The 23,276-nt window shown below is 65.1% G+C and carries 22 protein-coding genes and 1 other RNA gene; 13 read left to right on the top strand and 10 right to left on the bottom strand.

Translation table 11 applies throughout. The features are described from left to right. Nucleotides 1-100: 100 nt before the first annotated feature. Together FEZ61_RS19165 and yaaA are read right to left on the bottom strand one after the other, a co-directional pair. Nucleotides 101-1,561 (bottom strand): mannose-1-phosphate guanylyltransferase/mannose-6-phosphate isomerase, encoded by a 1,461-nt coding sequence (locus FEZ61_RS19165; protein WP_093254052.1) that lies wholly within the window; start codon nucleotides 1,559-1,561, stop codon nucleotides 101-103. Between the two features lie 398 nt (nucleotides 1,562-1,959). Continuing rightward, nucleotides 1,960-2,739, bottom strand: a complete 780-nt coding sequence (gene yaaA / locus FEZ61_RS19170; protein WP_017639123.1) for a peroxide stress protein YaaA — start codon at nucleotides 2,737-2,739, stop codon at nucleotides 1,960-1,962. Between the two features lie 354 nt (nucleotides 2,740-3,093). Between yaaA and FEZ61_RS19175 the strand changes: the two genes are divergently transcribed. From FEZ61_RS19175 to moaE, 4 genes are all read left to right on the top strand, one after another. Continuing rightward, nucleotides 3,094-4,485 carry a PhoH family protein gene (locus tag FEZ61_RS19175; protein WP_017639124.1) on the top strand — a complete coding sequence of 464 codons (1,392 nt, stop codon included), beginning with the start codon at nucleotides 3,094-3,096 and terminating at the stop codon, nucleotides 4,483-4,485. A gap of 229 nt (nucleotides 4,486-4,714) precedes the next feature. Next, the gene (gene moaC, locus FEZ61_RS19180; protein WP_017639125.1) at nucleotides 4,715-5,194 is read left to right on the top strand and encodes a cyclic pyranopterin monophosphate synthase MoaC; all 480 of its coding nucleotides are present in this window, start codon (nucleotides 4,715-4,717) and stop codon (nucleotides 5,192-5,194) included. Next, entirely contained in the window at nucleotides 5,191-5,442 is a 252-nt protein-coding gene (locus FEZ61_RS19185) for a MoaD/ThiS family protein (protein WP_017639126.1), read from the top strand. The genes moaC and FEZ61_RS19185 overlap by 4 nt, the downstream gene beginning before the upstream one ends. 2 nt (nucleotides 5,443-5,444) lie before the next feature. Then, nucleotides 5,445-5,897, top strand: coding sequence for a molybdopterin synthase catalytic subunit MoaE (gene moaE / locus FEZ61_RS19190; protein WP_064309232.1), 453 nt, complete (start codon nucleotides 5,445-5,447; stop codon nucleotides 5,895-5,897). Nucleotides 5,898-6,149: 252 nt separating this feature from the next. Here the strand turns inward: moaE and rhlB are convergent, their stop codons facing one another. The 3 genes from rhlB to FEZ61_RS19205 all read right to left on the bottom strand — a co-directional run bounded on the left by rhlB (nucleotide 6,150) and on the right by FEZ61_RS19205 (nucleotide 9,551). Then, nucleotides 6,150-7,619 (bottom strand): ATP-dependent RNA helicase RhlB, encoded by a 1,470-nt coding sequence (gene rhlB, locus FEZ61_RS19195; protein ID WP_178121647.1) that lies wholly within the window; start codon nucleotides 7,617-7,619, stop codon nucleotides 6,150-6,152. A 119-nt stretch (nucleotides 7,620-7,738) separates the two neighbouring features. Beyond that, entirely contained in the window at nucleotides 7,739-8,689 is a 951-nt protein-coding gene (locus tag FEZ61_RS19200; RefSeq protein WP_068382978.1) for a GGDEF domain-containing protein, read from the bottom strand. Between the two features lie 199 nt (nucleotides 8,690-8,888). Further along, a complete protein-coding gene (locus FEZ61_RS19205; RefSeq protein ID WP_178121643.1) occupies nucleotides 8,889-9,551 on the bottom strand; it encodes an alpha/beta fold hydrolase in 663 nt (220 codons plus the stop codon). A 365-nt stretch (nucleotides 9,552-9,916) separates the two neighbouring features. Here FEZ61_RS19205 and FEZ61_RS19210 point away from each other — a divergent pair, with 365 nt between their 5' ends. From FEZ61_RS19210 to FEZ61_RS19240, 7 genes are all read left to right on the top strand, one after another. Further along, entirely contained in the window at nucleotides 9,917-10,945 is a 1,029-nt protein-coding gene (locus tag FEZ61_RS19210) for an amino acid ABC transporter substrate-binding protein (protein ID WP_017639131.1), read from the top strand. Nucleotides 10,946-11,045: 100 nt separating this feature from the next. Further along, nucleotides 11,046-12,233, top strand: coding sequence for an amino acid ABC transporter permease (locus tag FEZ61_RS19215; RefSeq protein ID WP_017639132.1), 1,188 nt, complete (start codon nucleotides 11,046-11,048; stop codon nucleotides 12,231-12,233). Between the two features lie 9 nt (nucleotides 12,234-12,242). Then, nucleotides 12,243-13,343, top strand: a complete 1,101-nt coding sequence (locus FEZ61_RS19220; RefSeq protein WP_017639133.1) for an amino acid ABC transporter permease — start codon at nucleotides 12,243-12,245, stop codon at nucleotides 13,341-13,343. A 10-nt stretch (nucleotides 13,344-13,353) separates the two neighbouring features. Then, nucleotides 13,354-14,121, top strand: coding sequence for an amino acid ABC transporter ATP-binding protein (locus tag FEZ61_RS19225; RefSeq protein ID WP_017639134.1), 768 nt, complete (start codon nucleotides 13,354-13,356; stop codon nucleotides 14,119-14,121). 265 nt (nucleotides 14,122-14,386) lie between these two features. Then, a complete protein-coding gene (gene pcsA, locus FEZ61_RS19230; protein WP_085982652.1) occupies nucleotides 14,387-15,079 on the top strand; it encodes a phosphatidylcholine synthase in 693 nt (230 codons plus the stop codon). 2 nt (nucleotides 15,080-15,081) lie between these two features. Continuing rightward, nucleotides 15,082-15,402 carry a GIY-YIG nuclease family protein gene (locus tag FEZ61_RS19235; protein ID WP_173150045.1) on the top strand — a complete coding sequence of 107 codons (321 nt, stop codon included), beginning with the start codon at nucleotides 15,082-15,084 and terminating at the stop codon, nucleotides 15,400-15,402. Continuing rightward, nucleotides 15,390-16,328: a glutathione S-transferase family protein gene (locus tag FEZ61_RS19240; RefSeq protein ID WP_173150047.1), complete on the top strand. Its 939-nt coding sequence runs from the start codon at nucleotides 15,390-15,392 to the stop codon at nucleotides 16,326-16,328. The genes FEZ61_RS19235 and FEZ61_RS19240 overlap by 13 nt, the downstream gene beginning before the upstream one ends. A gap of 59 nt (nucleotides 16,329-16,387) precedes the next feature. On the opposite strand, the gene FEZ61_RS19245 is transcribed toward FEZ61_RS19240, so the two are convergent. From FEZ61_RS19245 to FEZ61_RS19265, 5 genes are all read right to left on the bottom strand, one after another. Continuing rightward, the gene (locus FEZ61_RS19245) at nucleotides 16,388-17,008 is read right to left on the bottom strand and encodes a flavin reductase family protein (protein ID WP_017639137.1); all 621 of its coding nucleotides are present in this window, start codon (nucleotides 17,006-17,008) and stop codon (nucleotides 16,388-16,390) included. A 10-nt stretch (nucleotides 17,009-17,018) separates the two neighbouring features. Next, complete coding sequence (locus FEZ61_RS19250) at nucleotides 17,019-17,489, bottom strand: metallophosphoesterase family protein (RefSeq protein ID WP_173150049.1); 471 nt, start codon at nucleotides 17,487-17,489, stop codon at nucleotides 17,019-17,021. 9 nt (nucleotides 17,490-17,498) lie between these two features. Next, nucleotides 17,499-19,028, bottom strand: a complete 1,530-nt coding sequence (locus tag FEZ61_RS19255; protein WP_173150051.1) for an FAD-dependent oxidoreductase — start codon at nucleotides 19,026-19,028, stop codon at nucleotides 17,499-17,501. 79 nt (nucleotides 19,029-19,107) lie between these two features. Further along, nucleotides 19,108-20,022: a cation diffusion facilitator family transporter gene (locus FEZ61_RS19260; RefSeq protein WP_173150053.1), complete on the bottom strand. Its 915-nt coding sequence runs from the start codon at nucleotides 20,020-20,022 to the stop codon at nucleotides 19,108-19,110. After that, nucleotides 20,022-20,447: a hypothetical protein gene (locus tag FEZ61_RS19265; protein ID WP_017639149.1), complete on the bottom strand. Its 426-nt coding sequence runs from the start codon at nucleotides 20,445-20,447 to the stop codon at nucleotides 20,022-20,024. Before FEZ61_RS19265 ends, FEZ61_RS19260 begins: the two co-directional genes overlap by 1 nt. Before the next feature lie 127 nt (nucleotides 20,448-20,574). Here FEZ61_RS19265 and FEZ61_RS19270 point away from each other — a divergent pair. Both FEZ61_RS19270 and hrpB read left to right on the top strand, forming a co-directional pair. Further along, nucleotides 20,575-20,650: non-coding RNA, sX9 sRNA (locus FEZ61_RS19270), on the top strand. Nucleotides 20,651-20,693: 43 nt separating this feature from the next. Next, nucleotides 20,694-23,198: an ATP-dependent helicase HrpB gene (gene hrpB / locus FEZ61_RS19275; protein WP_173150055.1), complete on the top strand. Its 2,505-nt coding sequence runs from the start codon at nucleotides 20,694-20,696 to the stop codon at nucleotides 23,196-23,198. The last annotated feature ends 78 nt before the right edge of the window (nucleotides 23,199-23,276 follow it).

Here is a 23,276-nt window from a genome sequence, read left to right on the forward strand (position 1 = left end):
GAAAAGGGGAAACGACAAGCCTAACCCGTTTTGCCGAGCGGCTGCCGAAAACACAGACACCGGCCTGAGCCGGTGTCTGTTTGGTGCCTGTTGGCAGTGCTTAGCGCGTGGGCGCCTTGCCGGCCTTGGCAACTTCCAGAGCCTGGGTGTCGACGCGGCCGTAGATGTCTTCGAAGCGGACGATGTCGTCTTCGCCCAGGTAGCCACCGGACTGCACTTCGATCAGCTCCAGCGGTACCTTGCCGGGGTTGGCCAGGCGGTGCACGGAGGTCATCGGCAGGTAGGTGGACTGGTTCTCGGTCAGCAGGAAGACCTTGTCGTCACAGGTGACCTCGGCGGTACCGGAGACCACGATCCAGTGTTCGGCACGGTGGTGGTGCATCTGCAGCGACAGCTGAGCGCCCGGCTTGACGGTGATGCGCTTGACCTGGAAGCGCTGGCCCATGTCGATGGAGTCGTAGGAACCCCAGGGACGGAAGACTTCCTGGTGCGCCTTGACCTCGTTGCGATTCTGCTTCTCGAGGGTGTTGACCAGCTTCTTGACGTCCTGGACCTTGTCCTTGTGGGCGATCATGACGGCGTCCTTGGTTTCCACCACGACCACGTCGTCCAGGCCGACCAGGGTCACCAGCTTGCCGTTGCCGTGCACCAGGCAGTTACGGCTGTCATGCAGGACGACGTCGCCCTTGAGGACGTTGCCGTTGCTGTCCTTGGCATGGACGTCCCACAGCGCGGACCAGGAACCGACATCGTTCCAGCCGGCGCTCATGGGTACCACGCAGGCGCGGGTGGTCTTTTCCATCACGGCGTAGTCGATGGAGTTGTCCGGGCAGACGGCGAAGGTAGCGGCATCGATGCTGATGTTGATGCCGTCGATGCTGCTGCGCTCCAGCGCCAGCAGGCAGGTGTCATAGATGTCGGTGTCGTGCTTCTTCAGCTCTTCCAGGAAACGGCTGGCGCGGAACAGGAAGATGCCGCTGTTCCAGCAGTAGTCGCCGGAAGCCACGTATTCGGTGGCGGTGACGGCGTCGGGCTTCTCGACGAAGCGCTCGACGTGGGACACGCCCTGGGGCAGGCCATCGTTGGAACCGGTCTTGATGTAGCCGTAGCCGGTCTCGGGCGCGGTGGCCGGAATGCCGAACAGCACCATCTCGCCACGCTCGGCGGCGGCGGCGGCCTGTTGCAGGGCGGCCTTGAACTGGGCTTCGTCCTCGATCACGTGATCGGCGGGCAGCACCAGCATCAGGTCGTCCTTGCCGTCAGCGACCAGTTGCATGGCGGCGATGGCCACGGCCGGGGCAGTGTTGCGACCGAAGGGCTCCATGATCAGCGCCTGGGGCTTGCACTCGACGGCCTTGAGCTGCTCTTCCACCAGATAGCGGTGTTCGGCGTTGCAGACGATGATGGGGCAATCGATGCTGCCCTCGCAGCCCAGGCGATTGATAGTCTCCTGGAACATGGTCTGTTCGCTGGTCAGGGCCAGGAACTGCTTGGGGTAGAGCTTGCGCGAGAGGGGCCAGAGTCGCGAGCCGCTACCACCGGACAGGATGACGGGAATCATGGGCGTTACTCCTTCAGCGTCTGCTGATTTGTGGCCGCTGTCCCTGAGGTCGGGACGAAGCGTCCATGCTTCGAAAAGATCAACCGGCCGAAGCGTCGACCGGTACAAATTGAACGTGCGGACTGATTGCCATTGGCCATCATGGCCTAGGGCAAGGACCAGACAAAGACAGAATCAAACGAAAGTGGTTCTCAGCAAAATTTCCTTTTTCCGGAAAGGCAGCGATTTTGAGACGTCTGGCAACTTTTCTTGCCTGAAGCATCTCCGCTACGGGGCTGAAACCTTTTTTATTGGAGGGAGATGACAGTCTTTCACGGATGGCAGGCGTCGAATGTGACCCTCTAGCCAGTTCGGTGGCCCAGCATGCGGGCAATTGTGCCATCCGTCGATTCGCCCGGCTAATCCGGCGGTGTATCGCGCAGGAACACCAGCGTGTCGGCCGAGGAGCGCTCGGTCGAGTAGCGATAGCCCTGGTCACCGAACTCGCGCAACTCGTCCACCGTGGAGACGCGCTGCTTGATCACGTGCCGCGCCATCAGGCCGCGCGCCTTCTTGGCGTAGAAACTGATGATCTTGTAGTCGCCATTCTTGAGATCGCGAAATTCCACATCCACGACGCGGGCCTGCAGGCGCGCCCGGCGCACCGCGCTGAAATATTCGTTCGAGGCCAGATTCAGCAGGACGTCGTCCCCCTGGGCCGCGAGATCCGCCTTGAGCCAGTCGCTGATACGCTCGCCCCAGAAGGCATAGAGATCCTTGCCGCGCGGATTGGCGAACTTGGTGCCCATTTCCAGGCGATAGGGCTGCATCAGGTCCAGCGGGCGCAGCAGGCCGTAAAGACCGGACAGCATGCGTAGGTGGCGCTGGGCGAAATCGAAGTCGTCTTCCTGGAAATCCTCGGCGGCAAGGCCGGTGTAGACGTCACCCTTGAACGCCAGCAGCGCCTGCTTGGCATTCTCCGGCGTGAAATCCGGGGTCCAGCTGCCGAAGCGGGCGACATTGAGGGTGGCGATCTTGTCGGACACCCCCATGAGCGCGGCGACCTCTGCCGGGGCGAGCTGGCGAAGTCCGTCGATCAGTTCGCGGGAGTGCTCCAGGTATTGCGGCAGGGTATGGCGGGACGTGCTGGGCGGTGTGCTGTAGTCCAGCGTCTTGGCGGGGGAAATCACCATCAGCATCGGCTTGGCTCCTCTGGGCGAGGCGCCATTCTAGAAGTCTCCGCCGCTCGGCTCCAGTGGGCCTTGCCGATGGAGTCGATAGGTATTGACCACGGTCTCGGGGCGAGGTTGCCGGGTCGGGCGGCAACATCGACAGCTCCGTGAAAAAAATTGGATGCGGCCAAAAAAAGCTTTTGTGCCTCAGGTCTTTTGCGTTATTACCGAAGTGTCCGTCGCATCTCTCGGGTCCCGTGCCCTCATGTTGGCCGGTCCGTGAACCCGCTGCTGGAGCGACGGCACCTTTCGCCGCGGAGCGTCGTTCTGGCGCTCCGTCGACAGGCTTGCGAGTCAAGCGTTTCTACGAGGTGACCGAGTATGGATGATCACGGACGTTCCCGCCCCACCCAGCCCACCCTCTATGTGCTCGACACCAACGTACTGATCCACGATCCCAACGCGCTGCTCAATTTCGAGGAGCATCACGTCGCCATCCCCATGACGGTCCTGGAGGAACTCGACAAGCTCAAGACCGGCAAGCACAACGTTGCCGCCGAATGCCGGCAGGCGATCCGCCTGATCGACAGCGTGCTCGCCGAATCCTCGCCCGAGGACGTCGAGCGGGGCGTACCCATTCCCCGCGGCAAGGGCGAGGCCAAGGGGCGACTGTCCATCCTCATGGGCCGCCGCGCCGGCCCCATGGCCTGCCTGCCCGACGACATCAACGACAACCGCATCATCAACCAGCTCGTCGAATTGCGCACCCAGCATCCCCAGGAGCGGGTGGTGCTGGTCACCAAGGACATCAACATGCGCCTCAAGGCGCGTGGTTGCGGCATCGCCGCCGAGGACTACCAGACCGACCAGTTGCTCGATGATGTCTCCCTGCTGTCCCAGGGTTATCACAACCTGCCGGGGTCCTTCTGGGACAACGTGAGCAAGGTGGAAAGCCGGCAGGAGCTGGGCCGGGTCTGGCACCGGGTGCAGCTGTCGGCCGAAATGCCGCCGTTCAACGTCAATGACTTCGTGCTCGACGAGCAGGGCTTCGTCGGCTGGGTCAAGGCGGTGCGTGACGGCGAGGTGATCCTGCTCGACATGCACCAGGAGCCCCTGATGCACCAGGAAGCCTGGGGACTGAAGCCGCGGGACATCTACCAAGCGCTGGCGCTGTTCGCCCTGCTGGAGCCGGATATCCACCTGGTCAACCTGACCGGTGCGGCGGGTTCGGGCAAGACCATCCTGGCGCTGGCCGCGGCCATCGAGCAGACCATGGTCACCAAGAGATACCGGCGGATCATCGCCACCCGCAGCGTCCAGGGCCTGGACGAGGACATCGGCTTCCTGCCCGGGACCGAGGCCGAGAAGATGGAGCCCTGGCTGGGCGCCATCACCGACAACCTCGAAGCCCTGCACATGGACGACCACAACCCCCACGGCAGCGTGGACTACATCCTCAGCAAGGTGCCGTTGCAGTTCAAATCGCTGAACTACATCCGCGGTCGCAGCTTCCAGCAGAGTCTGATCCTCATCGACGAATGCCAGAACCTCACGCCACACCAGATGAAGACCATCATCACCCGCGCCGGTAGCGGCTCCAAGGTGATCTGTCTGGGCAACCTGGCGCAGATCGATACGCCTTACCTTTCCGCCACCAGCTCGGGTCTCACCTACCTGTCCGAGCGCTTCAAGGGCTTCAACCACGGAGTGCACATCACCCTGCAGGGCGTACCCCGGTCCATCCTCGCCGAATACGCAGAGTCCCATCTGTAAGTGCTAGGGCTTGTCTGAAAAGTAGCCGAGCGAAGGTCAGGCAAGGCAAAAATCCGTGAGGAAGCGGAGTTTACGAGTGGTAAATGAGCATTCCGAACGGATTGTTAACGCAGCATGACCGAGCGCAGGCACTTTTTAGACACAGCCCACGATCCCCGTCTGGTCACGGGCGGGGATCAAATCCCTAGCCGCAGGTCTACAATGGCAGGTCCTTTCCAGGAGTCATGCCGTGCTGACCCATCTCGATTCCCAAGGCCGTGCCAACATGGTCGATGTCACCGACAAGCAGGTGACCTTCCGTGAAGCCACCGCCGAAGCCCGGGTGCGCATGCGTCCGGAAACCCTCGACCTGATCCAGAGCGGCGGCCACCCCAAGGGCGATGTCTTCGCTGTGGCCCGTATCGCCGGCATCCAGGCGGCCAAGAAGACCGCCGATCTCATCCCGCTCTGCCATCCGCTGATGCTGACCGGCGTCAAGGTCCAGCTGGCCGCGGAAGCGCCCGATGCGGTGCGGATCACCGCCACCTGCAAGCTGTCCGGGCAGACCGGGGTGGAGATGGAGGCCCTGACCGCAGCCAGTGTCGCGGCCCTGACCCTTTACGACATGTGCAAGGCGGTCGATCGGGGCATGACCATCGAGGCGGTACGCCTGCTGGAAAAGAACGGCGGCAAGAGTGGCCACTTCCGCGCCAAGGAGCAGCCGGCATGATCCGCGTGCAATTCTTCGCCCGCTATCGCGAGGTGCTGGGTCTCGCCGAGGACAGTCTGGCCTGGGAGCCTGATCTGGCCACCGTTGGCGACCTGCGCGAGCACCTGGTCCAGCGCGGTGGAATCTGGACCGAGACTCTGGGCGAGCGCGGTCTCATGTGCGCCCGCAATGAAGAACTCTGCGGGCTGGCCGAGCCGCTGCGCGATGGCGACGAAGTCGCCTTCTTTCCCACCGTGACCGGAGGCTAGGCATGGCCATTCGTGTACAGGCTGCGGCTTTCGATCCTGGCCAGGAGCTCAATGCCCTGCATGCCGCCAACACCGGCATCGGTGCCGTGGTGGGTTTCGTCGGTTATGTACGGGACTTCAACGCTGGGCGCGACGTCGGCGGGCTGTTCCTCGAGCACTTTCCCGGCATGACCGAGAAGGCCCTGGCGCGCATCGTCGAAGAGGCGAATCAGCGCTGGCCGCTGCTTAACGTCGATATCCTGCATCGCATCGGTCGCCTGGAGCCGGGCGAACCCATCGTCTTCGTCGGTACCGCCAGCGCCCATCGCCAGGCGGCCTTCGAGGCCTGCAATTTCGTGATGGACTATCTCAAGACCCGCGCACCCTTCTGGAAGAAGGAGGACACATCCGAGGGCCCGCGCTGGGTGGATGGGCGTGCCAGCGACCAAGACGCCGCGGGGCGTTGGACGACGTAGGGGAAAACCGCACAGCGTTTTCCACGTAGTGCTCCGGCTGTTGGTGGATGAGGCTGCGCCGTCATCCACTCTAGGACCTATCTTGTAGGAGCGACTGGCTTATCGCAGTCATGACCATGATAGACCGTAGGTTGGGTTGAGACGGTTCCATCGTCGAAGCCCAACAGTGGCGGCCCTCGAGGCAATGTTGGGCTTCGCTGCGCTCAGCCCAACCTACCGCGGCCCGTAGGAGCCGTGGTGGGGCAGCGCTACTCAACGCTGCCGCGGGACCGGCTTGAGCAACTCGGCTGGCGGCATCTCGCAACCGATCTTGCGCCCCAGCAGGGTTTCGATGGGCGGCAGGGCGAAGGCGTCGTCCTCACCGGCGAAGCTGATGGAGGTACCGCTGGCGCCGGCGCGACCGGTACGACCGATGCGGTGCACGTAGTCGTCCGGGTCTTCCGGCAGGGTGAAGTTGATCACGTGGCTGATGCCGTCGACGTGAATGCCGCGACCGGCCACGTCGGTGGCCACCAGCACGCGGATCTTGCCGGCGCGGAAGCCTTCCAGGGTCTTGATGCGCTTGTGCTGGGGCACATCGCCGGACATCTGGGCGGCGCTGATGCCGTCCTTGGTCAGGCGTTCTTCGATGCGGCGCACCTCGTCGCGACGGTTGGCGAACACCATCACCCGCTCCCAGTTGTTCTGGGCGACCAGGTTGTAGAGCAGGCGATACTTGTCGCTGGAGGACACGGCATAGACGTGCTGCTCGACGGTGTCGCTGGCCACGTTTTCCGGCTCGATCTCGACGATGGCCGGATCGGTGGTCCACTGCCGCGCCAGGTTCATCACGTCGTCGGTAAAGGTGGCGGAGAACAGCAGGGTCTGGCGTTCGCTCTTGGGCGGCGTCTGGCGGATGATCTGGCGGACCTGGGGGATGAAGCCCATGTCCAGCATGCGGTCGGCCTCGTCCAGCACCATCACCTCGACCATGTCCAGGTGCACCTCACCGCGCTGGTTGAAGTCCAGCAGACGGCCGGGGGTGGCGACCAGGATGTCGCAATAGCGTGCTTCGAGCTGCTTGAGCTGCTTGTCGAAGTCCATGCCGCCGACAAAGCTCATGACGTTGAGCCCGGTGTACTTGGCCAGATCCAGGGCGTCGTTGGCGATCTGCACTACCAACTCGCGGGTCGGCGCGATGATCAGCGCCCGCGGCTCGCCCATGTACCTTTCCTTGGGCGGCGGGGTGGTCAACAGCTGAGTGATCGTCGAGATCAGGAAGGCCGCGGTCTTGCCCGTGCCGGTCTGGGCGCGGCCGATGGCGTCCTTGCCCTTGAGGGTGAAACCCAGCACCTGTGCCTGGATCGGCGTGCAGTAGGGAAAACCCAGATCGTGGATGCCGTGCATCAGCCGCGGATCCAGCTTGAAGTCGTGGAAGCGCGTCTTGCCTTCCTGGGGCTCGACCGCGAAGTCTTCCAGTTTCCAGGTGTCGATCGGCTTGGGCTTGCGCGGGCTGCGTTCGCGACGTGGCTTGGCGGATTTTTCCACCTGGGCGCGTGGCTCCTGGGGGCGGGATTCCTGGCTGCGGGTTTCGCCTGGGGTGCGCGGTTTGCGCGGCGCACGCTCGGCCTGGGGCTCGGGCGCGATCGGGTCAGGAGAGGAGGGGGCTTCAGGAGCGGCGCTGGGGGTAGCTTGGGGCGCAGGGGAGGGGGTCGGCTGAGCGACCTCTTGATCCTTGCCCAGAAATTTTTTGAGTGCCTTGAGCACGGAGGGTCTCGATCATCGAAAGCGGAATGAGACCGCAGTGTAAAGCAACCGACGTGCCCGGCAACAACTACCTGCCGAACGCAAGCGCAATCCGCTTAGCCGCTGATCCGATTGCGCCCGGCATCCTTGGCCTGATAGAGCGACTTATCCGCGCGCCCGACCAGTTCGTCCAGGGAATCGGCCTTGCGCATCTGCGCCAGGCCAATCGACACGGTGACGCCCGGTAGCTTGCCGCAGGGCGAATAGAAATCCTTGATCTCCGCCAGGCTCTGGCGCAGGCGCTCGGCAATGGCGATCGCCTCGTCGCGATCAATTTCCGGCAATAGGATGACGAACTCCTCGCCACCATAGCGCGCCATGCTGTCCTTGGGTCTCAACTGGTCGCGCAGGGTATTGGCGACCAGGCACAGGGCATAGTCGCCCGCCAGATGACCATGGGTGTCGTTGTAGCGCTTGAAGTGATCGACATCCAGCATCAGCAGGCTCAGGGGCTGCCGATTGAAGGCGCAACGGGTGCTCTCGCGCTCGAACAGCTGCTCGAGGCGCCGCCGATTGAACAGGCCGGTCAGCGTATCGACATTGGCGTTGCGTTCGGTGTCGACGATGAGCTGGTTGCCACGGCGCATCCGCTCACAGAGGATGCCGAGCAGGTTGTGCATGGCCTTGGAAGAACGCTCGATCAGCTCCAGCACCAGGTCGCGATGCAGGCAAAGCACCTGGGTGTCGGCTTCGGCGATGACGTGGGCGCTGGGCCGCTCGTTGTCCATGAAGCTGATCTCGCCCGAGCATTCGCCTGGGCCGAGCAGATAGATGGGCGGATTTTCCGGCGAGCCCAGGTGGACTCGCAGGCGACCTTCCAGGATGAGGTACATGTACTGGTTGATCATGGCGGGCGAGAGCAGGCACTCACCGGCGACCAGGCTACGGGTGGCCGAGCGGGCGATCAGGGCTTCCAGCAGGTAGGTCTCCACGCCCTTGAACAGGCGCAGGTCCTTCAGGGAAGCGACCGGTACTTCGGCCAGCCAGGCCGACAAGGGGGCAGCCATCAAAGGATCACCCCGGGGGCTGAAAGGAAAACTCGGGCCATAGCTGCTCCATGCACATCACGACCTTCAGGCACCCCTACTGGACCGGATGGGTACCTCAAAGTTCGTTCGCTTGGCCCTGTCCGGGCCTCCATTCGTGCCCGGATTCCGCAAACTGTCGACCGGTTTCCAAAAACGCAACGGCTCGGCGATTCGGTCTTTATTTTCCGCCGAGACGTGCCAGCAGCCAGCCCTGAATATCCTGGATTTCCGCGGGAATGACCTCGTGGCGCATGGGATAGCTGTGCCAGAGCGCTTCCACGCCGGCGGCCACCAGCGCCTCGTAGGCAGCGCGCCCTAGGGCCAGGGGTACCACGTCATCCTGGTCGCCATGCAGGCACAGCACCGGGGTGGCACCACCGCGGTTGACCTGGGCGTCTTCGAAGCTGGGCGCATAGGTCGATAGCGCCATGACGCCACCCAGGGTGGGGCAGGCGGTGTTGTAGGCGGTATGCAGAACCACGGCGCCCCCCTGGGAGAAGCCGGCCAGCACGATGCGTTCGGCAGGAATGCCCTGGGCCTGCTGGGTCTCGATCAGCGCCTGCACCGTGGCGGCCGATGCATCCAGCTGAGCGCGGTCGATGGCCCGGGCCGGATTCATGGCCAGGATGTCGTACCAGGAGGGCATGGCCCAGCCACCATTGATGGTGACCGCCTGGGTCGGTGCCTGAGGCAGGACGAAGCGGGTTGTGGTCAGGGTGCGCTGCAACAATTCGGCAACGGGTTCGAAGTCATGCTGGGTGGCTCCCAGGCCATGCAACCAAATGACGCAGCTATCGGCGGTTCCGCTGGGCGATTCCAGCACAAGAGGCGAATTTTCCAAGGCTTTGCTCCAGTTTGGTGCCACTAAAAATGGGTGTGGTAACAGATGGTGCACAAAATGCGTGTCGCATTTTCGTAATTTATTCGTCCGGCTTTTTGCTCGAAGTCTCGCGATTGCCGGGTTTGAGCCAAGTGAGCTTCTGTCGCATTCACTGGTCCGCAAATTGCCTCATCTAGGCTGCGGCCAGGTAGTGCACTAACAGGTAACACTGACTCACTGCTTCGTCATGCCTTCCAGTGCGTCTCCTTCTTCCCTTGATGAAGGACGCCCAGGGATCGGGTGGGCGGGTTCCACGGCAATCAGGCGAGAGACATCGTGCTGCCGTGCAACTGGAACGTAATTCATAAACAAAGTGGAGCTTATCGATGAAGATGGTGAAGTCTACCCTGGCAATTCTGACCACCGCCGCTGCTCTTGGCCTGTCCGGCATGGCTCACGCAGGCGCTACCCTGGATGCGGTGAAGAACAAAGGTTTCGTGCAATGCGGCGTCAGCGATGGCCTGCCGGGCTTCTCCTTCACCGACTCCAAGGGTGACTACAAGGGCATTGACGTCGACGTCTGCCGCGCCGTGGCCGCTGCAGTCTTCGGTGACTCCACCAAGGTTCGCTTCACTCCCCTGACCGCCAAGGAGCGTTTCACCGCGCTGCAATCCGGCGAGATCGACGTGCTGTCGCGCAACACCACCTGGACCAGCTCCCGCGATGGCGGCATGGGTCTGATCTTCGCCGGCGTCACCTACTATGACGGCCAGGGCTTCCTGGTGAGCAATAAGCTGGGTGTGAAGAGCGCCAAGGAACTGGACGGCGCCACCGTGTGCATCCAGGCCGGTACCACCACCGAACTCAACCTGGCCGACTACTTCCGTTCCAACGGCATGAAGTTCACCCCCATCACCTACAGCACCTCGGACGAGAGCGCCAAGTCGCTGGAAGCCGGTCGTTGCGACGTCCTGACCTCCGACCAGTCGCAGCTGTACGCCCAGCGCAACAAGCTGTCCAAGCCCGACGACTACGTCGTGCTGCCCGAGGTGATCTCCAAGGAGCCGCTGGCACCGGCCGTGCGGCGTGGCGACGAAGACTGGCTGACCGTGGTCAAGTGGTCGCTGTTCGCCATGGTCAACGCCGAAGAGCTGGGTCTGACCTCCGCCAACGTCGAAGCCCAGGCCAAGGACTCCAAGAACCCTGACGTGCGTCGTCTGCTCGGCGCCGATGGCGAATTCGGTAAGGATCTGAAGCTGCCGAAGGACTGGGCGGTGAAGATCGTCAAGCAGGTGGGCAACTACGGCGAAGTCTTCGAGCGCAACGTCGGCATGGGCAGCGACCTGAAGATCAAGCGTGGCCTCAACGCCCTGTGGAATGCAGGCGGTCTGCAGTACGCCCCGCCGGTCCGTTGATCTCGGCGCCTTAGTCGCCGAACACCTTCCGGATGTGCAGATTCTCGCCCTGCAGCGCTACCCGCGCTGTGGGGCGAGAATTTAATGAGGCTCCAAGTAGATGCAAAACGTTAGCAAACCGTCCGCACCGGTCCGTGGGTCGCTGCTCACCGACCCGCAGGTACGCTCCTGGCTGTTCCAGATCGTGGCCGTGGTCGCCGTGGTGGCCTTCGGCTGGTTCCTGTTCGACAACACCCAGACCAACCTCGCCAACCGGGGCATCACCTCCGGCTTCGGCTTTCTCAACAACACCGCCGGCTTCGGCATTCCCCAGCACCTGATTCCGTACAGCGAAGGCGATACCTACGGGCGCGTCTTCCTGGTCGGTCTGCTCAACACCCTGCTGGTGTCGGTCATCGGGATCTTCCTGGCGACCATCATCGGCTTCAGCGTGGGTGTGGCGCGGTTGTCGAACAACTGGCTGCTGCGCAAGGTCGCCACGGTCTATATCGAGACCTTCCGCAACATTCCGCCGCTGCTGCTGATCTTCTTCGTCTATTTCGCCGTGCTCGCGCCGCTGCCGGGTCCGCGCCAGAGCCTGACCCTGGGCGATGCCTTCTTCGTCAACAACCGCGGCCTGTACATGCCGGCGCCGATCGCCGATGCCGGCTTTTTACCCGGTCTGATCGCGCTGCTGATCGCCATCGTCGCCAGCGTGGTGGTGGTGCGCTGGGCGCGCAAACGGCGGCATGCCACCGGCCAGCGCTTTCCGGTGCTGTGGACCGTGCTGGCGCTGCTGATCGGGATCCCGCTGCTGGCGGCCCTGGTCTTCGGCAGGCCGTTGCACTGGGAAGTGCCGGAATTGCAGGGCTTCAACCTGCGCGGCGGCTGGGTGATCATCCCCGAGCTGGTCTCCCTGGCATTGGCCCTGTCGGTCTATACCGCGGCCTTCATCGGCGAGACGGTGCGCGGTGGTATCCAGGCGGTCAGCCACGGTCAGACCGAGGCGGCCAGCTCCCTGGGGCTGCGTCCGGGCCTGACCTTGCGGCTGGTGATCATTCCCCAGGCCTTGCGGGTGATCATTCCGCCACTGACCAACCAGTATCTGAACCTGATGAAGAACTCCTCGCTGGGCGCCGCGGTGGGCTATCCGGAGATGGTGGCGCTGTTCGCCGGCACCGTCCTGAACCAGACCGGCCAGGCCATCGAGACCATGGCCATCACCATGAGTGTCTACCTGGCCATCAGCATCAGCATCAGCATCCTGATGAACTGGTACAACAAGCGCATCGCGCTGATCGAGCGTTAAGGAGCGCGTATGAGTAACCAGACCCATACCTTCAAACCAGACCTGCCGCCACCGCCTTCCAGCGTCGGTGCCCTGGCCTGGATTAGAGGCAATCTGTTTTCCAGCATCGGCAATACCCTGCTGACGCTGTTCGGTCTCTACATCGTCTGGCTGATCGTGCCGCCGGTGGTGAACTGGGCCTTCATCAATGCCACCTGGAGCGGCAGCACCCGTGCCGATTGCGCCCCGGGTGGCGCCTGCTGGGTGTTCATCAAGGAGCGCTTCGGACAGTTCATGTACGGCTTCTACCCCGGCGATCAGCGCTGGCGCGTGGATCTGACCGTGGTGATCGCCGTGATCGGCGCCATCCCGCTGTTCCTCGACAGCTTCAAGCACAAGGCTCGCTACGGCTTGGCCCTGCTGGTGATCTATCCGCTGGTGGCCTTCTGGCTGCTGTATGGCGGTTTCGGTCTGCGCGTGGTGCCCACCACCGAGTGGGGCGGCCTGATGCTGACCGTGGTGATCGCCGCCGTGGGTATCGTCGGTGCCTTGCCGCTGGGCATTCTGCTGGCCCTGGGACGGCGCTCCAAGCTGCCGGCGATCAAGGTCATCTGCGTGACCATGATCGAGTTCTGGCGGGGTATCCCGTTGATCACGGTGCTGTTCCTGTCGTCGGTGATGCTGCCGCTGTTCCTGCCCGATGGCATGAACCTCGACAAGCTGTTGCGCGCCATCGTCATGGTGATCATCTTCGAGGCGGCCTATATCGCCGAGGTGGTGCGGGGTGGCATGCAGGCCATTCCCAAGGGCCAGTACGAAGCCGCCGCGGCCATGGGCCTGGGCTACTGGCGGACCACCGGTCTGGTGATCCTGCCGCAGGCGCTCAAGCTGGTGATCCCGGGCATCGTCAACACCTTCATCGCGCTGTTCAAGGATTCGAGCCTGGTGGTCATCATCGGCCTGTTCGATCTGCTCAACAGCATCAAGCGCGCCACCTCCGACCCGGCCTGGCCTGGTCTGTCCACCGAAGGCTATGTGTTCGCCGCCCTGGTCTTCTGGATTTTCTGTTTCGCCATGTCCAGCTACTCCGCCCGTCTGGAGCGCAAGCTGAACACCGGCCACAAGCGTTAGGAGTCAATAGATGAACGTAAGCAACAAGCAGCCGGTCGACAGCAGCAAGGTCATGATCCAGCTCAAGGACGTGAACAAGTGGTACGGCCAGTTCCACGTGCTCAAGGACATCAACCTGACCGTGACCCAGGGCGAGCGCATCGTGCTGTGCGGACCGTCCGGCTCGGGCAAGTCCACCACCATCCGCTGCATCAATCGCCTGGAAGAGCACCAGAAGGGCCAGATCATCGTCGACGGCACCGAGCTGACCAACGATCTCAAGCAGATCGAGACCATTCGCAGCGAAGTCGGCATGGTGTTTCAGCACTTCAACCTCTTCCCGCACCTGACCGTGCTGCAGAACTGCACCCTGGCGCCCATGTGGGTGCGCAAGCTGCCGAAGAAGCAGGCCGAAGAGATCGCCATGCACTACCTGCAGCGGGTGCGCATTCCCGAGCAGGCCCACAAGTTTCCGGGCCAGCTGTCCGGTGGCCAGCAGCAGCGCGTGGCCATCGCCCGGGCGCTGTGCATGCAGCCGCGCATCATGCTGTTCGATGAGCCGACCTCGGCGCTCGACCCGGAGATGGTGAAGGAGGTGCTGGACACCATGATCGGTCTGGCCCAGGACGGCATGACCATGCTCTGCGTGACCCACGAGATGGGCTTCGCCCGCACCGTGGCCAACCGGGTGATCTTCATGGACAAGGGCGAAATCGTCGAGCAGGCCGCTCCAGACCAGTTCTTCGACAACCCGCAGAATGAGCGTACGCGCCTGTTCCTCGGGCAGATCCTGCACTGAGACGCGACCGGGGTGGACACCCATCCGCCCCGGTCGTCCTGCGAACCCAATCACGGGCGTTCGGCGGGAAGGCGGGCAAAGGACCTCAAGGCGCGGTATCCTCGATGTTTGGCGCCCGGTTTCCGGGGTCGGCGGTCAAGGTCCGCCTTGCCGTTCACCGGCTTCATTGTCGATTTCGCAGCGCATCGCTAGAACGAGCGGTGCGCCGGGCAGTCGAAGCCGTCATCATAGAGAGACGCCCGTGAACTCCATTTCCCATCCGCTCATGCTGACAAAAGCCAAGGCCTGGGGCGCCCATGCGGTGACCTCCAGTGGTGTGATCCTCGCGCTTCTGGCGCTGCTCGCTCTGGTCGACGGTCAACCCAAGGGTTGCCTGATGTGGCTCGGCATCGCCCTGCTCGTCGACGGTCTCGACGGCACCCTGGCGCGCAAGTTCGAGGTCAAGCGGGTATTACCCCACTTCGACGGTTCGGCGCTGGACCTGGTGGTCGACTACCTGACCTACGTGTTCATTCCGGCCATCTTCATCTATCGCTTCGTCCCCTTGCCGCCGCACTTCGAACTGGTGGCGGTGGGCATCATCCTATTGTCGTCGCTGTTCTGTTTCTGCAATGTGAACATGAAGAGCGCCGACAACTACTTCGTTGGCTTTCCCGCGGCCTGGAACGTGGTGGCGCTGTATTTCTACGTGCTGGACCTGGCGCCCTGGTTCAGCATGGCGGTGGTGCTGGTACTGGCCGCCCTGACCCTGACCCGGGTCAAGTTCCTGCATCCCTTCCGTGTGCGCCAGCTGATGGCAGTGAACATCACCGTGACCTCTATCTGGCTGCTCAGCAGCGCCATGATGGTGTTCGTGCATCCCGACAAGCCGCTGTGGCTGATGGTGCTCTGGTTCGCCAGCGGCATTTACTTCGTTGGCGTGTGCGTCTGGCGTACCGCCCGGGAGTGGTTCGCCTGACGGTGAGCGACGTCCCCCTGCCACCCGCGCGCACCTGGTATGTCTACCTGGTGCGTGCCGAGAATCAGGCGCTCTATTGCGGCATCAGCGATGATCCCGAGCGCCGTTTCGCCCAACACCGCAGTGGCCGCGGTGCCCGCTTCTTCGCCTCCAGCCCGGCCCAGGCGCTGGTCTATGTCGAAGCCTGCGGCGACAAATCGGCCGCCCTGCGCCGCGAAATCCAGATCAAGAAGCTACCCAAACGAGCCAAGGAATCCCTGGTGCTGGCCCTGTCCGGCACCCTATCCGCGGCTGATTCAGGAGTGCTGTCATGTCCGAGCTGATTCTGCATCACTACTGGCAATCGCCCTTCGCCGAGAAGGCGCGCCTGCTGCTGGGCTTTAAGGGGCTGGCTTGGCGTTCGGTGATCATTCCGCGGATGCTGCCCAAGCCTGAGCTGGTGGCCCTCACCGGTGGCTATCGCAAGACGCCGGTGCTGCAGGTGGGCGCGGACGTCTATTGCGACACGGCCCTGATCGCTCGCCGCCTGGAGGCGGAAAAGGCCGTGCCGGCGCTGTTCCCGGAAGGCCAGGAGGCGGTCGTGGCCGCCTTTGCCGGCTGGGCGGACTCGGTGCTGTTCCAGCACGCCGTGGCGCTGATGTTCCAGCCAGAGATCATGGGCCCGCGCCTGGCCAGCCTGCCGCCGGAGCAGGCCCAGGCCTTTCTGGATGACCGCAAGGCGCTGTTCAGCGGCGGCAGCCTGAGCCGGCTGACGCCCGAGCAGGCCCGGCAGCAGTTGCCGACCCTGCTGACCCGGTTGGAGACCCAGCTCCAGCGTGCCTCCGGTGAATTCCTCTTCGGCGCGCCCTCGGTAGCCGACATCGCCCTGGCCCACAACTTCTGGTTCCTCAAGAGCACGCCGCAGCTGGCGCCCCTGATCGACGAGCGCCCCGAGATCGCCGCCTGGTTCGCTCGGGTGCTGGGTTTCGGCCACGGTACCCACGAGGATCTCGGCGCCGCCGAGGCGCTGGAGATCGCCAGGACGGCGGAGCCGGTGGCCTTGCCGCGTGACCAGGCGCTGGCCGTGGAGGGCTTTGCCTGGGGCGAGCGAGTGAGCGTGGCGGCGACCGACTATGGCGTGGATCCCGTGGTAGGTGAGCTGGTCCATGCCGATAGCGAAGCCCTGGTGATCCGTCGCCACGATGAGCAGCTGGGGGCCATCCAGGTGCATTTCCCGCGCCTGAATTTCCGCGTCAGTGCGGCGAATTAGCCCTCGCGAGAACAACAACGGCGCCCAAGGGCGCCGTTTTGCATTCCGGAGCGCGCCGGTCAGTCCGGGCGGCGCATGCGAAACAGCGCGGCCTCGGTGATCTCGAAATAGTCGGCCGGGCCGCCGCCCCGTACGATGGGACGAGCGGCTGCGGTCTGATAAATGCCGTCCTTGAGCAGGCGCTTGTCGATATGGGCCGCTACCACCTCGCCCAGCACCAGCCACTGGTCCAGGTCGTCACCGGCAGCGGTCTTGAGCCGTACGATCTGGCTCAGCCTGCATTCGAAGGCCACCTGGGCCCGGGCAACCCGTGGCACCTTGACGAGGGTGGAGGGTGCGGGTTCGAGGCCCGCCAGAGCGAACTCGTCCACCTCCGGCCCGACCATGGCGCTGCTGGCGTTCATCTCCTCGGCCAGTTCGCGGGTGGCCAGATTCCAGACGAATTCACCGGTGCGCTCGATATTGGCCACGCTGTCCTTGTAGCCCTGGCTGGAAAAGCCGATCAGCGGCGGCTTGTAGTTGAAGGCGTTGAAGAAGCTGTAGGGCGCCAGGTTGAGGATGCCGGCTTCGCTTTGCGAAGAGATCCAGCCAATGGGGCGCGGCGCGACGATGGCGTTGAAGGGATCGTGGGGCAGGCCATGGCCCTGGGCGGGTTCGTAGGAGTAGTAGTCGATGCTCATCGGGGTTCCTTCAGGGAGTGAGTTCCAGGATCTCGGCCTGGATCCGGCCGGCGTCCAGGGTCAGGCGGCCGACGCTGATCGGCAGCCGAAAGCGCCGTGGGCCGGCGCTGCCGGGGTTGACGTAGAGTACGCCATCACGCGTTTCGATCAGCGGCTTGTGCGAGTGCCCGCTGACCACCACGCGCACCGCGGCGCCGGCGGTCTCCAGGTTGAGCTCCGGCAGGATGTGCAGCATATGGACGTCGACCCCGGCCAGGGTCAGGGTGACGCGCTCGGGGATGTCATCGGCCCAGGGCCCGTCGTCGTTGTTGCCCCGGACCACGGCCAGAGGTGCCAGCTCGCGCAGGGCGTCGAGGATCTCCGGCTTGCCGATGTCGCCAGCGTGCAGGATGAAATCGCTGCCGGCCAGGGCCTCCAGTGCCTGCGGCCGAAGCAGACCATGGGTGTCGGCGATCAGGCCGATGCGATAGGGATTGGCCATGGCAGCTCCTCAGTTGGCCTGGACGATGTCCAGGGCCTCGGCGCGTCCCAGCGGCTGGCGCAGACGCTGGGACAGGATGGCGGTGGCACGCTCTCGTTGGCAGGCGACTACACCCACTACCAGATCCTCGGCCAGCAACAGGGCGACGAAGGTCTGATCACCCAGGCTGCCGTCGAGGTGCATGTCCTCCCAGTGACGGGGATGGCCGAGGTACTCGTAACGCTTGCCGTGATGCAGGGTCCAGAAGAACGGCACGTCCGCGTAAGTTTCGGCGTGGCTGAGCAGGTTGCGTGCCGCCAGGCGGCCGTGCTGCTGGGCCAGGCGCCAGTGCTCGATCCGGGTCGGCTGACCGGCATAGGGGAAGGTGGCCAGATCGCCAGCAGCGTAGAGGCCTTCCGCAGCCTTGAGCTGGGCATCCACCGGTACGCTGCCATCGTCTGCCAGAGGCAGGTTGGCGAGGAAAGCCGTCGCCGGAGCGATGCCGGTGCCTATCAGCACAACATCGGCGGGTAGGCGGGTACCGTCCTTGAGCCTGACCTGGCGGACCTGACCCACGCCTTCGAAGCCGATCACCTCGCCGGGCGCGTGGAAGATGACGCCATTGGTCTCGTGCAGGGTCTTGAAGTGCTGGCCCAGGGTCTCGCCCATCTGCTTGACGAAGGGTAGGGAGGCGGGGGAGACCACGTCTACCGCCAGGCCCTGCTTGCGCAAGGCGGAGGCGGCTTCCAGGCCGATGAAGCTGGCGCCGACGATCACCGCCCGGCCCTCGGCGGGCAAATCGGCCAGGATGGCGGCCGCGTCGGCGCGGGTCCGCAGCAGGTGAATGCCCTTGAGCTCGGCACCGGGAACGTCAAGGGGCCTGGGTTCACCACCGGTGGCGAGCACACAGCCGTCGTAGGTCAGGGTCTGGCCATTGCCTAGTTCCAGCTGGCAGGTCTGGGGATCCAGGCGGGTCACCTCGGCGTGCAGGCGTTCGATGCGCTGCTGGCGGAAGAAGTCGGCCTCGCGCAGCGGCGGCGCCTCGTCGGGGGCCTTGTCGCCCTGGAGGACGAATTTGGAAAGGGCGGTCCGATCATAGGGCTCGCCCGGTTCCTGGCCGACCAGCAAGAGGCGACCGCCAAAGCCGAACTCACGCAGGGCAGCGGCGGCGGCGGTACCTGCGGCGCCCGCGCCCACGACGACGAACAGGCGCTCGTCGCGTTGGGTTTCGGCCGCCTGTACCGGCAGTGGCTCGCTGCCCACCAGAACCTCGCCCTCACGCACCTCGGCCGGATAGCGCTGCAGCGCATCCAGCGCCGGCGGTTCGCACAGGCTGCCATCGTCGACGGCAAAGCTCGCCTTGTGCCAGGGACAGACCAGCCGCCCCTGGCAGACGGCGCCCTCGGCCAGCGGGGCGCCGGCATGGGGACAGTGGGCCTGGAAGGCCCGCACCTGGTCGCCGACGCGCAGTAGCAGGATTTCGATGTCTTCGATCTTGACCGCGGTGCCACGGTCTTCGCGCAGGTCGGCGAGGCGCGCGACCGGGTGCAGGGTTTTCATGGTGAACTCCGGCGCCGTCTGGGACGCTCTCAAATCAGGCTATGCAGATTCGAGGGAGCGCAACGGTGCCGGGTTCCGCTCAGGTGGCGGGCGGCAGCGGATGACGATGGGGCACGTCGGGCGCATCCAGCGGATCGGCGTGGACCAGCACCTCGGCCTGGGGATACTCGGCGCGGATGGCCGCTTCCACTTCATCGCACAGCACATGAGCGCGGGACAGGCTCATCTGCCCCGGCAGCTCCAGGTGCAGTTGCACGAACCAGTGATTGCCGGAGAGACGGGTACGCAGGTCATGGGCACCGATCACACCGGGTACCTGGCAGGCCAGCTGCAGCATGTGCTCGCTGATGTCGGCGGGCAGTTCCTGGTCCATCAGCACGCCGAAGGAGTCACGGGCGATGCCATAGGCGCTCCAGAGGATGTAGAGGGCAATGGCCAGGCCGAACAGCGGATCCAGCCAGTACCAGCCGAAGCCGGTCAGCGCCAGGGCGATCAGGATGCCGACGTTGAGCAGCAGGTCGGAGCGATAGTGCAGAGCGTCGGCGCGGACCACCGTGGAATCGGTGAGACGGATGACGTGTTGCTGGTAGGCCACCAGCACGGCGGTCAGGACCAGGGAAAACAGGGTGACGACGATACCTAGGGCATGGGCGCCAAGGGGCGCGGGTTGCTGCAGGCGACCGATGGCCTGCCAGGCGATGAGTACGGCGCTGACGCCGATGAACACCGCCTGGGCGATGCCGGCCAGGGATTCGGCCTTGCCATGACCGTAGCGGTGGTCGTCGTCCGCGGGCTTGAGGGCGTAGTGCACCGCCAGCAGGTTGAACACCGAGGCCAGGCCATCGAGCAGCGAATCGGTCAGGCCGGCGAGCAGACTGACCGAGCCGCTGAACCACCAGGCCACGGCCTTGGCCAGGATCAGCGTCGTCGCCACCGCTACCGAGGCGGCGGTGGCGCGACGCAGGAGCCGCTCGGTGCGGTGCGGGTCGCTCATCAGGCGCGCGGCGCGAGACCCAGGCTGGCGAGCTGCTCGTTGCTGCCGCTGCGCTGCAGCAGGCGTGGATCGTCCAGCGGCAGGTTGTGGCCGGTGGCCTGCTGGATGATGGCCTTGAGGCGCGCGCGATCAACGCTGCCGTCCGGGTTCACCGCCTTGTTCAGCTCGCTCGGATCGACCTCGGCGCGCTTGTTGTCGGGCAGGTAGATGGCGCCGGTGGCGAAGTCCACGCCAAAGGCGATCAGGCCGGGAATGATGTAGAACAGCAGGCCGATGGCATCGAGGGCGACGATGCCCGGGTCGATACGGCCACTGCCGGTGATCTGGCCGCGGCGCTCGGGATAGAACAGCGAGCCGCAAGCGGTCAGCTGGGTGAACAGGGCGGCGGCGAGGACGCCACACACCGCGCGGGTACGCATCGACATAGACAACCTCCGGTTGGATGAGGACGCCACTATAGCGGCCGGAATCACGGCGGGCGAGACGCTTTAGAGCGACAAACAAAACTACTGCGCGTCTGCCATACAGGTGCGTGCAGTGCTCGGAATCCTCATGTACCACTCGTACACTGCGGTTCCTGCGCGCCGCGCGCACCTGCCTGACAGCCGCTCGCTACATTTTGTTAGCCGCTCTTATACTGCCCGCCCCGTTGAGACCACCGGCCGAGCCCCATGACGCCCTTGCCCATCGATGTTGTCCTGCCCGAGCTGCGCCAGGCCCTCGCCCACCGCGATGACTGCGTGCTGGAAGCGCCTCCCGGGGCCGGCAAGACCACCCGGGTGCCCCTGGCGCTGCTGGACGAACCCTGGCTGGCCGGCCAGCGCATCCTGCTGCTGGAGCCGCGCCGGCTGGCGGCTCGCGCTGCCGCCGAGCGCCTGGCCGCGGAACTGGGCGAAGGCGTTGGCGAGACGGTGGGCTATCGCATCCGCCTGGAAAGCCGGGTGGGTCCGCGCACCCGCATCGAGGTGGTCACCGAGGGCATCCTTACCCGCCGGCTGCAGGACGATCCGGCGCTGGACGGTGTCGGCCTGGTGATCTTCGATGAATTCCACGAGCGCAGCCTGGACGCCGATCTGGCCCTGGCGCTGACCCTGAGCGGGCGCGAACTGCTGCGCGATACGCCGCTCAAGGTGCTGGTGATGTCCGCCACCCTGGAAGGCGAGCGTCTCGCTGCCTTGCTTGGCGAGGCGCCGGTGGTGCGCAGCGAAGGCCGGATGTTTCCGGTCACGACCCGCTGGAGTCGACCGCTCGGCCAGGACGAGCGCCTGGAAGCGCGGGTGGCCGCCACAGTGTTGCAGGCATTGGACGAGGAAACTGGCAGCCTGCTGGTATTCCTGCCAGGGCAGGCGGAGATCCGGCGCACCGCCGAGCGCCTGACGGAGCAGCTGCCTGCCGGGGTGTTGCTCTGTCCGCTGCATGGCGAGCTGGAGCTGGCGGCCCAGCGCGCCGCCATCGAGCCGGCGCCGGCCGGCAGCCGCAAGGTGGTGCTGGCCACCAATATCGCCGAGACCAGCCTGACCATCGAAGGGGTGCGGGTGGTGGTGGACGCGGGCCTGGCGCGCGTGCCGGCCTTCGATCCCGGCAGCGGCATGACCCGCCTGACCACCCGCCGCATCTCCCGCGCCTCGGCCACCCAGCGCCAGGGCCGCGCCGGTCGCCTGGAGCCGGGCGTCTGCTATCGCCTCTGGTCGGAAGAGCTGCACCAGCAGTTGCCAGCCTACGACAGCGCCGAGATCCTCCAGGCCGATCTGGCCGGGCTGGCGCTGCAACTGGCCCGCTGGGGCATGAGCGCCGAGGAGCTGGCCTGGCTCGATGCGCCGCCCGCCGCCGCCCTGGCCCAGGCCCGCGACCTGCTGATGCGCCTGGGCGCCCTGGACGACCATGGCGTGCTCACCCCTCACGGTCAGGCCATGAGCGGCCTACCGGCCCATCCCCGACTCGCGCACCTGCTGTTACGCGGTCAGGCCTGGGGCCTGGCTGAGCGCGCCTGCGCGATCGCCGCACTATTGGGCGAGCGCGACCTGGCCCCGGGGCAGGGCGCCGATCTGCATACCCGTTTGCTGCTCCTGGCCGGCGAAGGGCGCGGCCCGCGCGGCGGAGTGGCGCGGATTCGTCAGCTGGTCCGTCAGTACCGCGGCCTGCTGCGTGGCAAGGCCAAGCGGCCGGTGGCCGATCCCGAGCACCCGCGCTGGACCGGCGCCCTGCTGGCCTGCGCCTATCCGGATCGCATCGCCCAGCAGCGCAAGGCCGGCGGCCAGGACTATCGCCTGGCCAATGGCCGGGCCGCCAGCTTTGGCGAGCCGGACGGGTTGATGAAATCGCCCTGGCTGGTGGTGGCCGACCTGGGCAGCCGCCAGGGGCAGCGCGAGGAGCGCATCTACCTGGCCGCCGAACTGGATCCGGCGTTGTTCGAGGGGCCGCTGGCCGAGCAGGTCGTGAGTCACGATGAATTGGACTGGGACGAGCGCGAAGGCGTCCTGCGCGCCGAGCGCCAGCGACGGGTCGGCCAGCTGGTGCTGAGTCGCGAACCGCTGAAGAACCTGGACGCCGCGGCCCGCAGCCGTGCGCTGTTGGGGCTGGTGCGGCGCAAGGGCCTGGAGCTGCTGCCCTGGACGCCGGAATTGCGCCAGTGGCAGGCGCGAGTGGCCCTGCTGCGCCAGCTGGACCTGCAGCAGAAGCAGGCGAGCGACTGGCCGGACGTCAGCGACGCGGCCCTGCTGGCCAACCTGGAAGACTGGCTGCTGCCCTACCTGGACCGCGTCACCCGCCTGGCCCACTTCGCCAATCTGGATCTGGCAGACATGCTCCAGGGGCTACTGCCCTGGCCGCTGCCGCGGCAGCTGGACGAGCTGGCCCCGCGTACCCTGGCGGTACCCTCCGGCTCCAACATCCGCCTGGACTACAGTGAGCACCCGCCGGTGCTGGCGGTGCGGTTGCAGGAGCTGTTCGGCCTGGCCGATACCCCGCGCGTCGCCGGTGGGCGCCTGGCGGTCAAGCTGCACCTGCTTTCCCCGGCGCGGCGTCCGGTGCAGGTCACCCAGGACCTGGCCAGCTTCTGGGCCAACACCTATGGCGAAGTGAAGAAGGACCTCAAGGGTCGCTATCCCAAGCACTACTGGCCGGACGATCCGCTGATCGCCGAACCGACGGCGCGGGCCAAGCCCAGGGGGACCTGAAGTCGGCAGCGCAGTCCGTCTGAAAAGCCGGGTCGGCGGCTGCGCGTCGGAACCAAGCGGCAGCAGCTCCGGGTCTGA

The sequence above is a fragment of the Pseudomonas sp. MS15a(2019) genome, assembly GCF_013277805.1.
GTDB lineage: Bacteria > Pseudomonadota > Gammaproteobacteria > Pseudomonadales > Pseudomonadaceae > Chryseomonas > Chryseomonas benzopyrenica.

What these genes read in the sequence shown, in the direction of transcription:
- FEZ61_RS19165 (WP_093254052.1), bottom strand. Translation starts at nt 1,561, where the DNA reads ATGATTCCCGTCATCCTGTCCGGTGGTAGCGGCTCGCGACTCTGGCCC.
- yaaA (WP_017639123.1), bottom strand. Translation starts at nt 2,739, where the DNA reads ATGCTGATGGTGATTTCCCCCGCCAAGACGCTGGACTACAGCACACCG.
- FEZ61_RS19175 (WP_017639124.1), top strand. Translation starts at nt 3,094, where the DNA reads ATGGATGATCACGGACGTTCCCGCCCCACCCAGCCCACCCTCTATGTG.
- FEZ61_RS19185 (WP_017639126.1), top strand. Translation starts at nt 5,191, where the DNA reads ATGATCCGCGTGCAATTCTTCGCCCGCTATCGCGAGGTGCTGGGTCTC.
- moaE (WP_064309232.1), top strand. Translation starts at nt 5,445, where the DNA reads ATGGCCATTCGTGTACAGGCTGCGGCTTTCGATCCTGGCCAGGAGCTC.
- FEZ61_RS19200 (WP_068382978.1), bottom strand. Translation starts at nt 8,689, where the DNA reads ATGGCTGCCCCCTTGTCGGCCTGGCTGGCCGAAGTACCGGTCGCTTCC.
- FEZ61_RS19210 (WP_017639131.1), top strand. Translation starts at nt 9,917, where the DNA reads ATGAAGATGGTGAAGTCTACCCTGGCAATTCTGACCACCGCCGCTGCT.
- FEZ61_RS19215 (WP_017639132.1), top strand. Translation starts at nt 11,046, where the DNA reads ATGCAAAACGTTAGCAAACCGTCCGCACCGGTCCGTGGGTCGCTGCTC.
- FEZ61_RS19220 (WP_017639133.1), top strand. Translation starts at nt 12,243, where the DNA reads ATGAGTAACCAGACCCATACCTTCAAACCAGACCTGCCGCCACCGCCT.
- FEZ61_RS19225 (WP_017639134.1), top strand. Translation starts at nt 13,354, where the DNA reads ATGAACGTAAGCAACAAGCAGCCGGTCGACAGCAGCAAGGTCATGATC.
- pcsA (WP_085982652.1), top strand. Translation starts at nt 14,387, where the DNA reads ATGCTGACAAAAGCCAAGGCCTGGGGCGCCCATGCGGTGACCTCCAGT.
- FEZ61_RS19240 (WP_173150047.1), top strand. Translation starts at nt 15,390, where the DNA reads ATGTCCGAGCTGATTCTGCATCACTACTGGCAATCGCCCTTCGCCGAG.
- FEZ61_RS19245 (WP_017639137.1), bottom strand. Translation starts at nt 17,008, where the DNA reads ATGAGCATCGACTACTACTCCTACGAACCCGCCCAGGGCCATGGCCTG.
- FEZ61_RS19250 (WP_173150049.1), bottom strand. Translation starts at nt 17,489, where the DNA reads ATGGCCAATCCCTATCGCATCGGCCTGATCGCCGACACCCATGGTCTG.
- FEZ61_RS19255 (WP_173150051.1), bottom strand. Translation starts at nt 19,028, where the DNA reads ATGAAAACCCTGCACCCGGTCGCGCGCCTCGCCGACCTGCGCGAAGAC.
- FEZ61_RS19260 (WP_173150053.1), bottom strand. Translation starts at nt 20,022, where the DNA reads ATGAGCGACCCGCACCGCACCGAGCGGCTCCTGCGTCGCGCCACCGCC.
- FEZ61_RS19265 (WP_017639149.1), bottom strand. Translation starts at nt 20,447, where the DNA reads ATGTCGATGCGTACCCGCGCGGTGTGTGGCGTCCTCGCCGCCGCCCTG.
- hrpB (WP_173150055.1), top strand. Translation starts at nt 20,694, where the DNA reads ATGACGCCCTTGCCCATCGATGTTGTCCTGCCCGAGCTGCGCCAGGCC.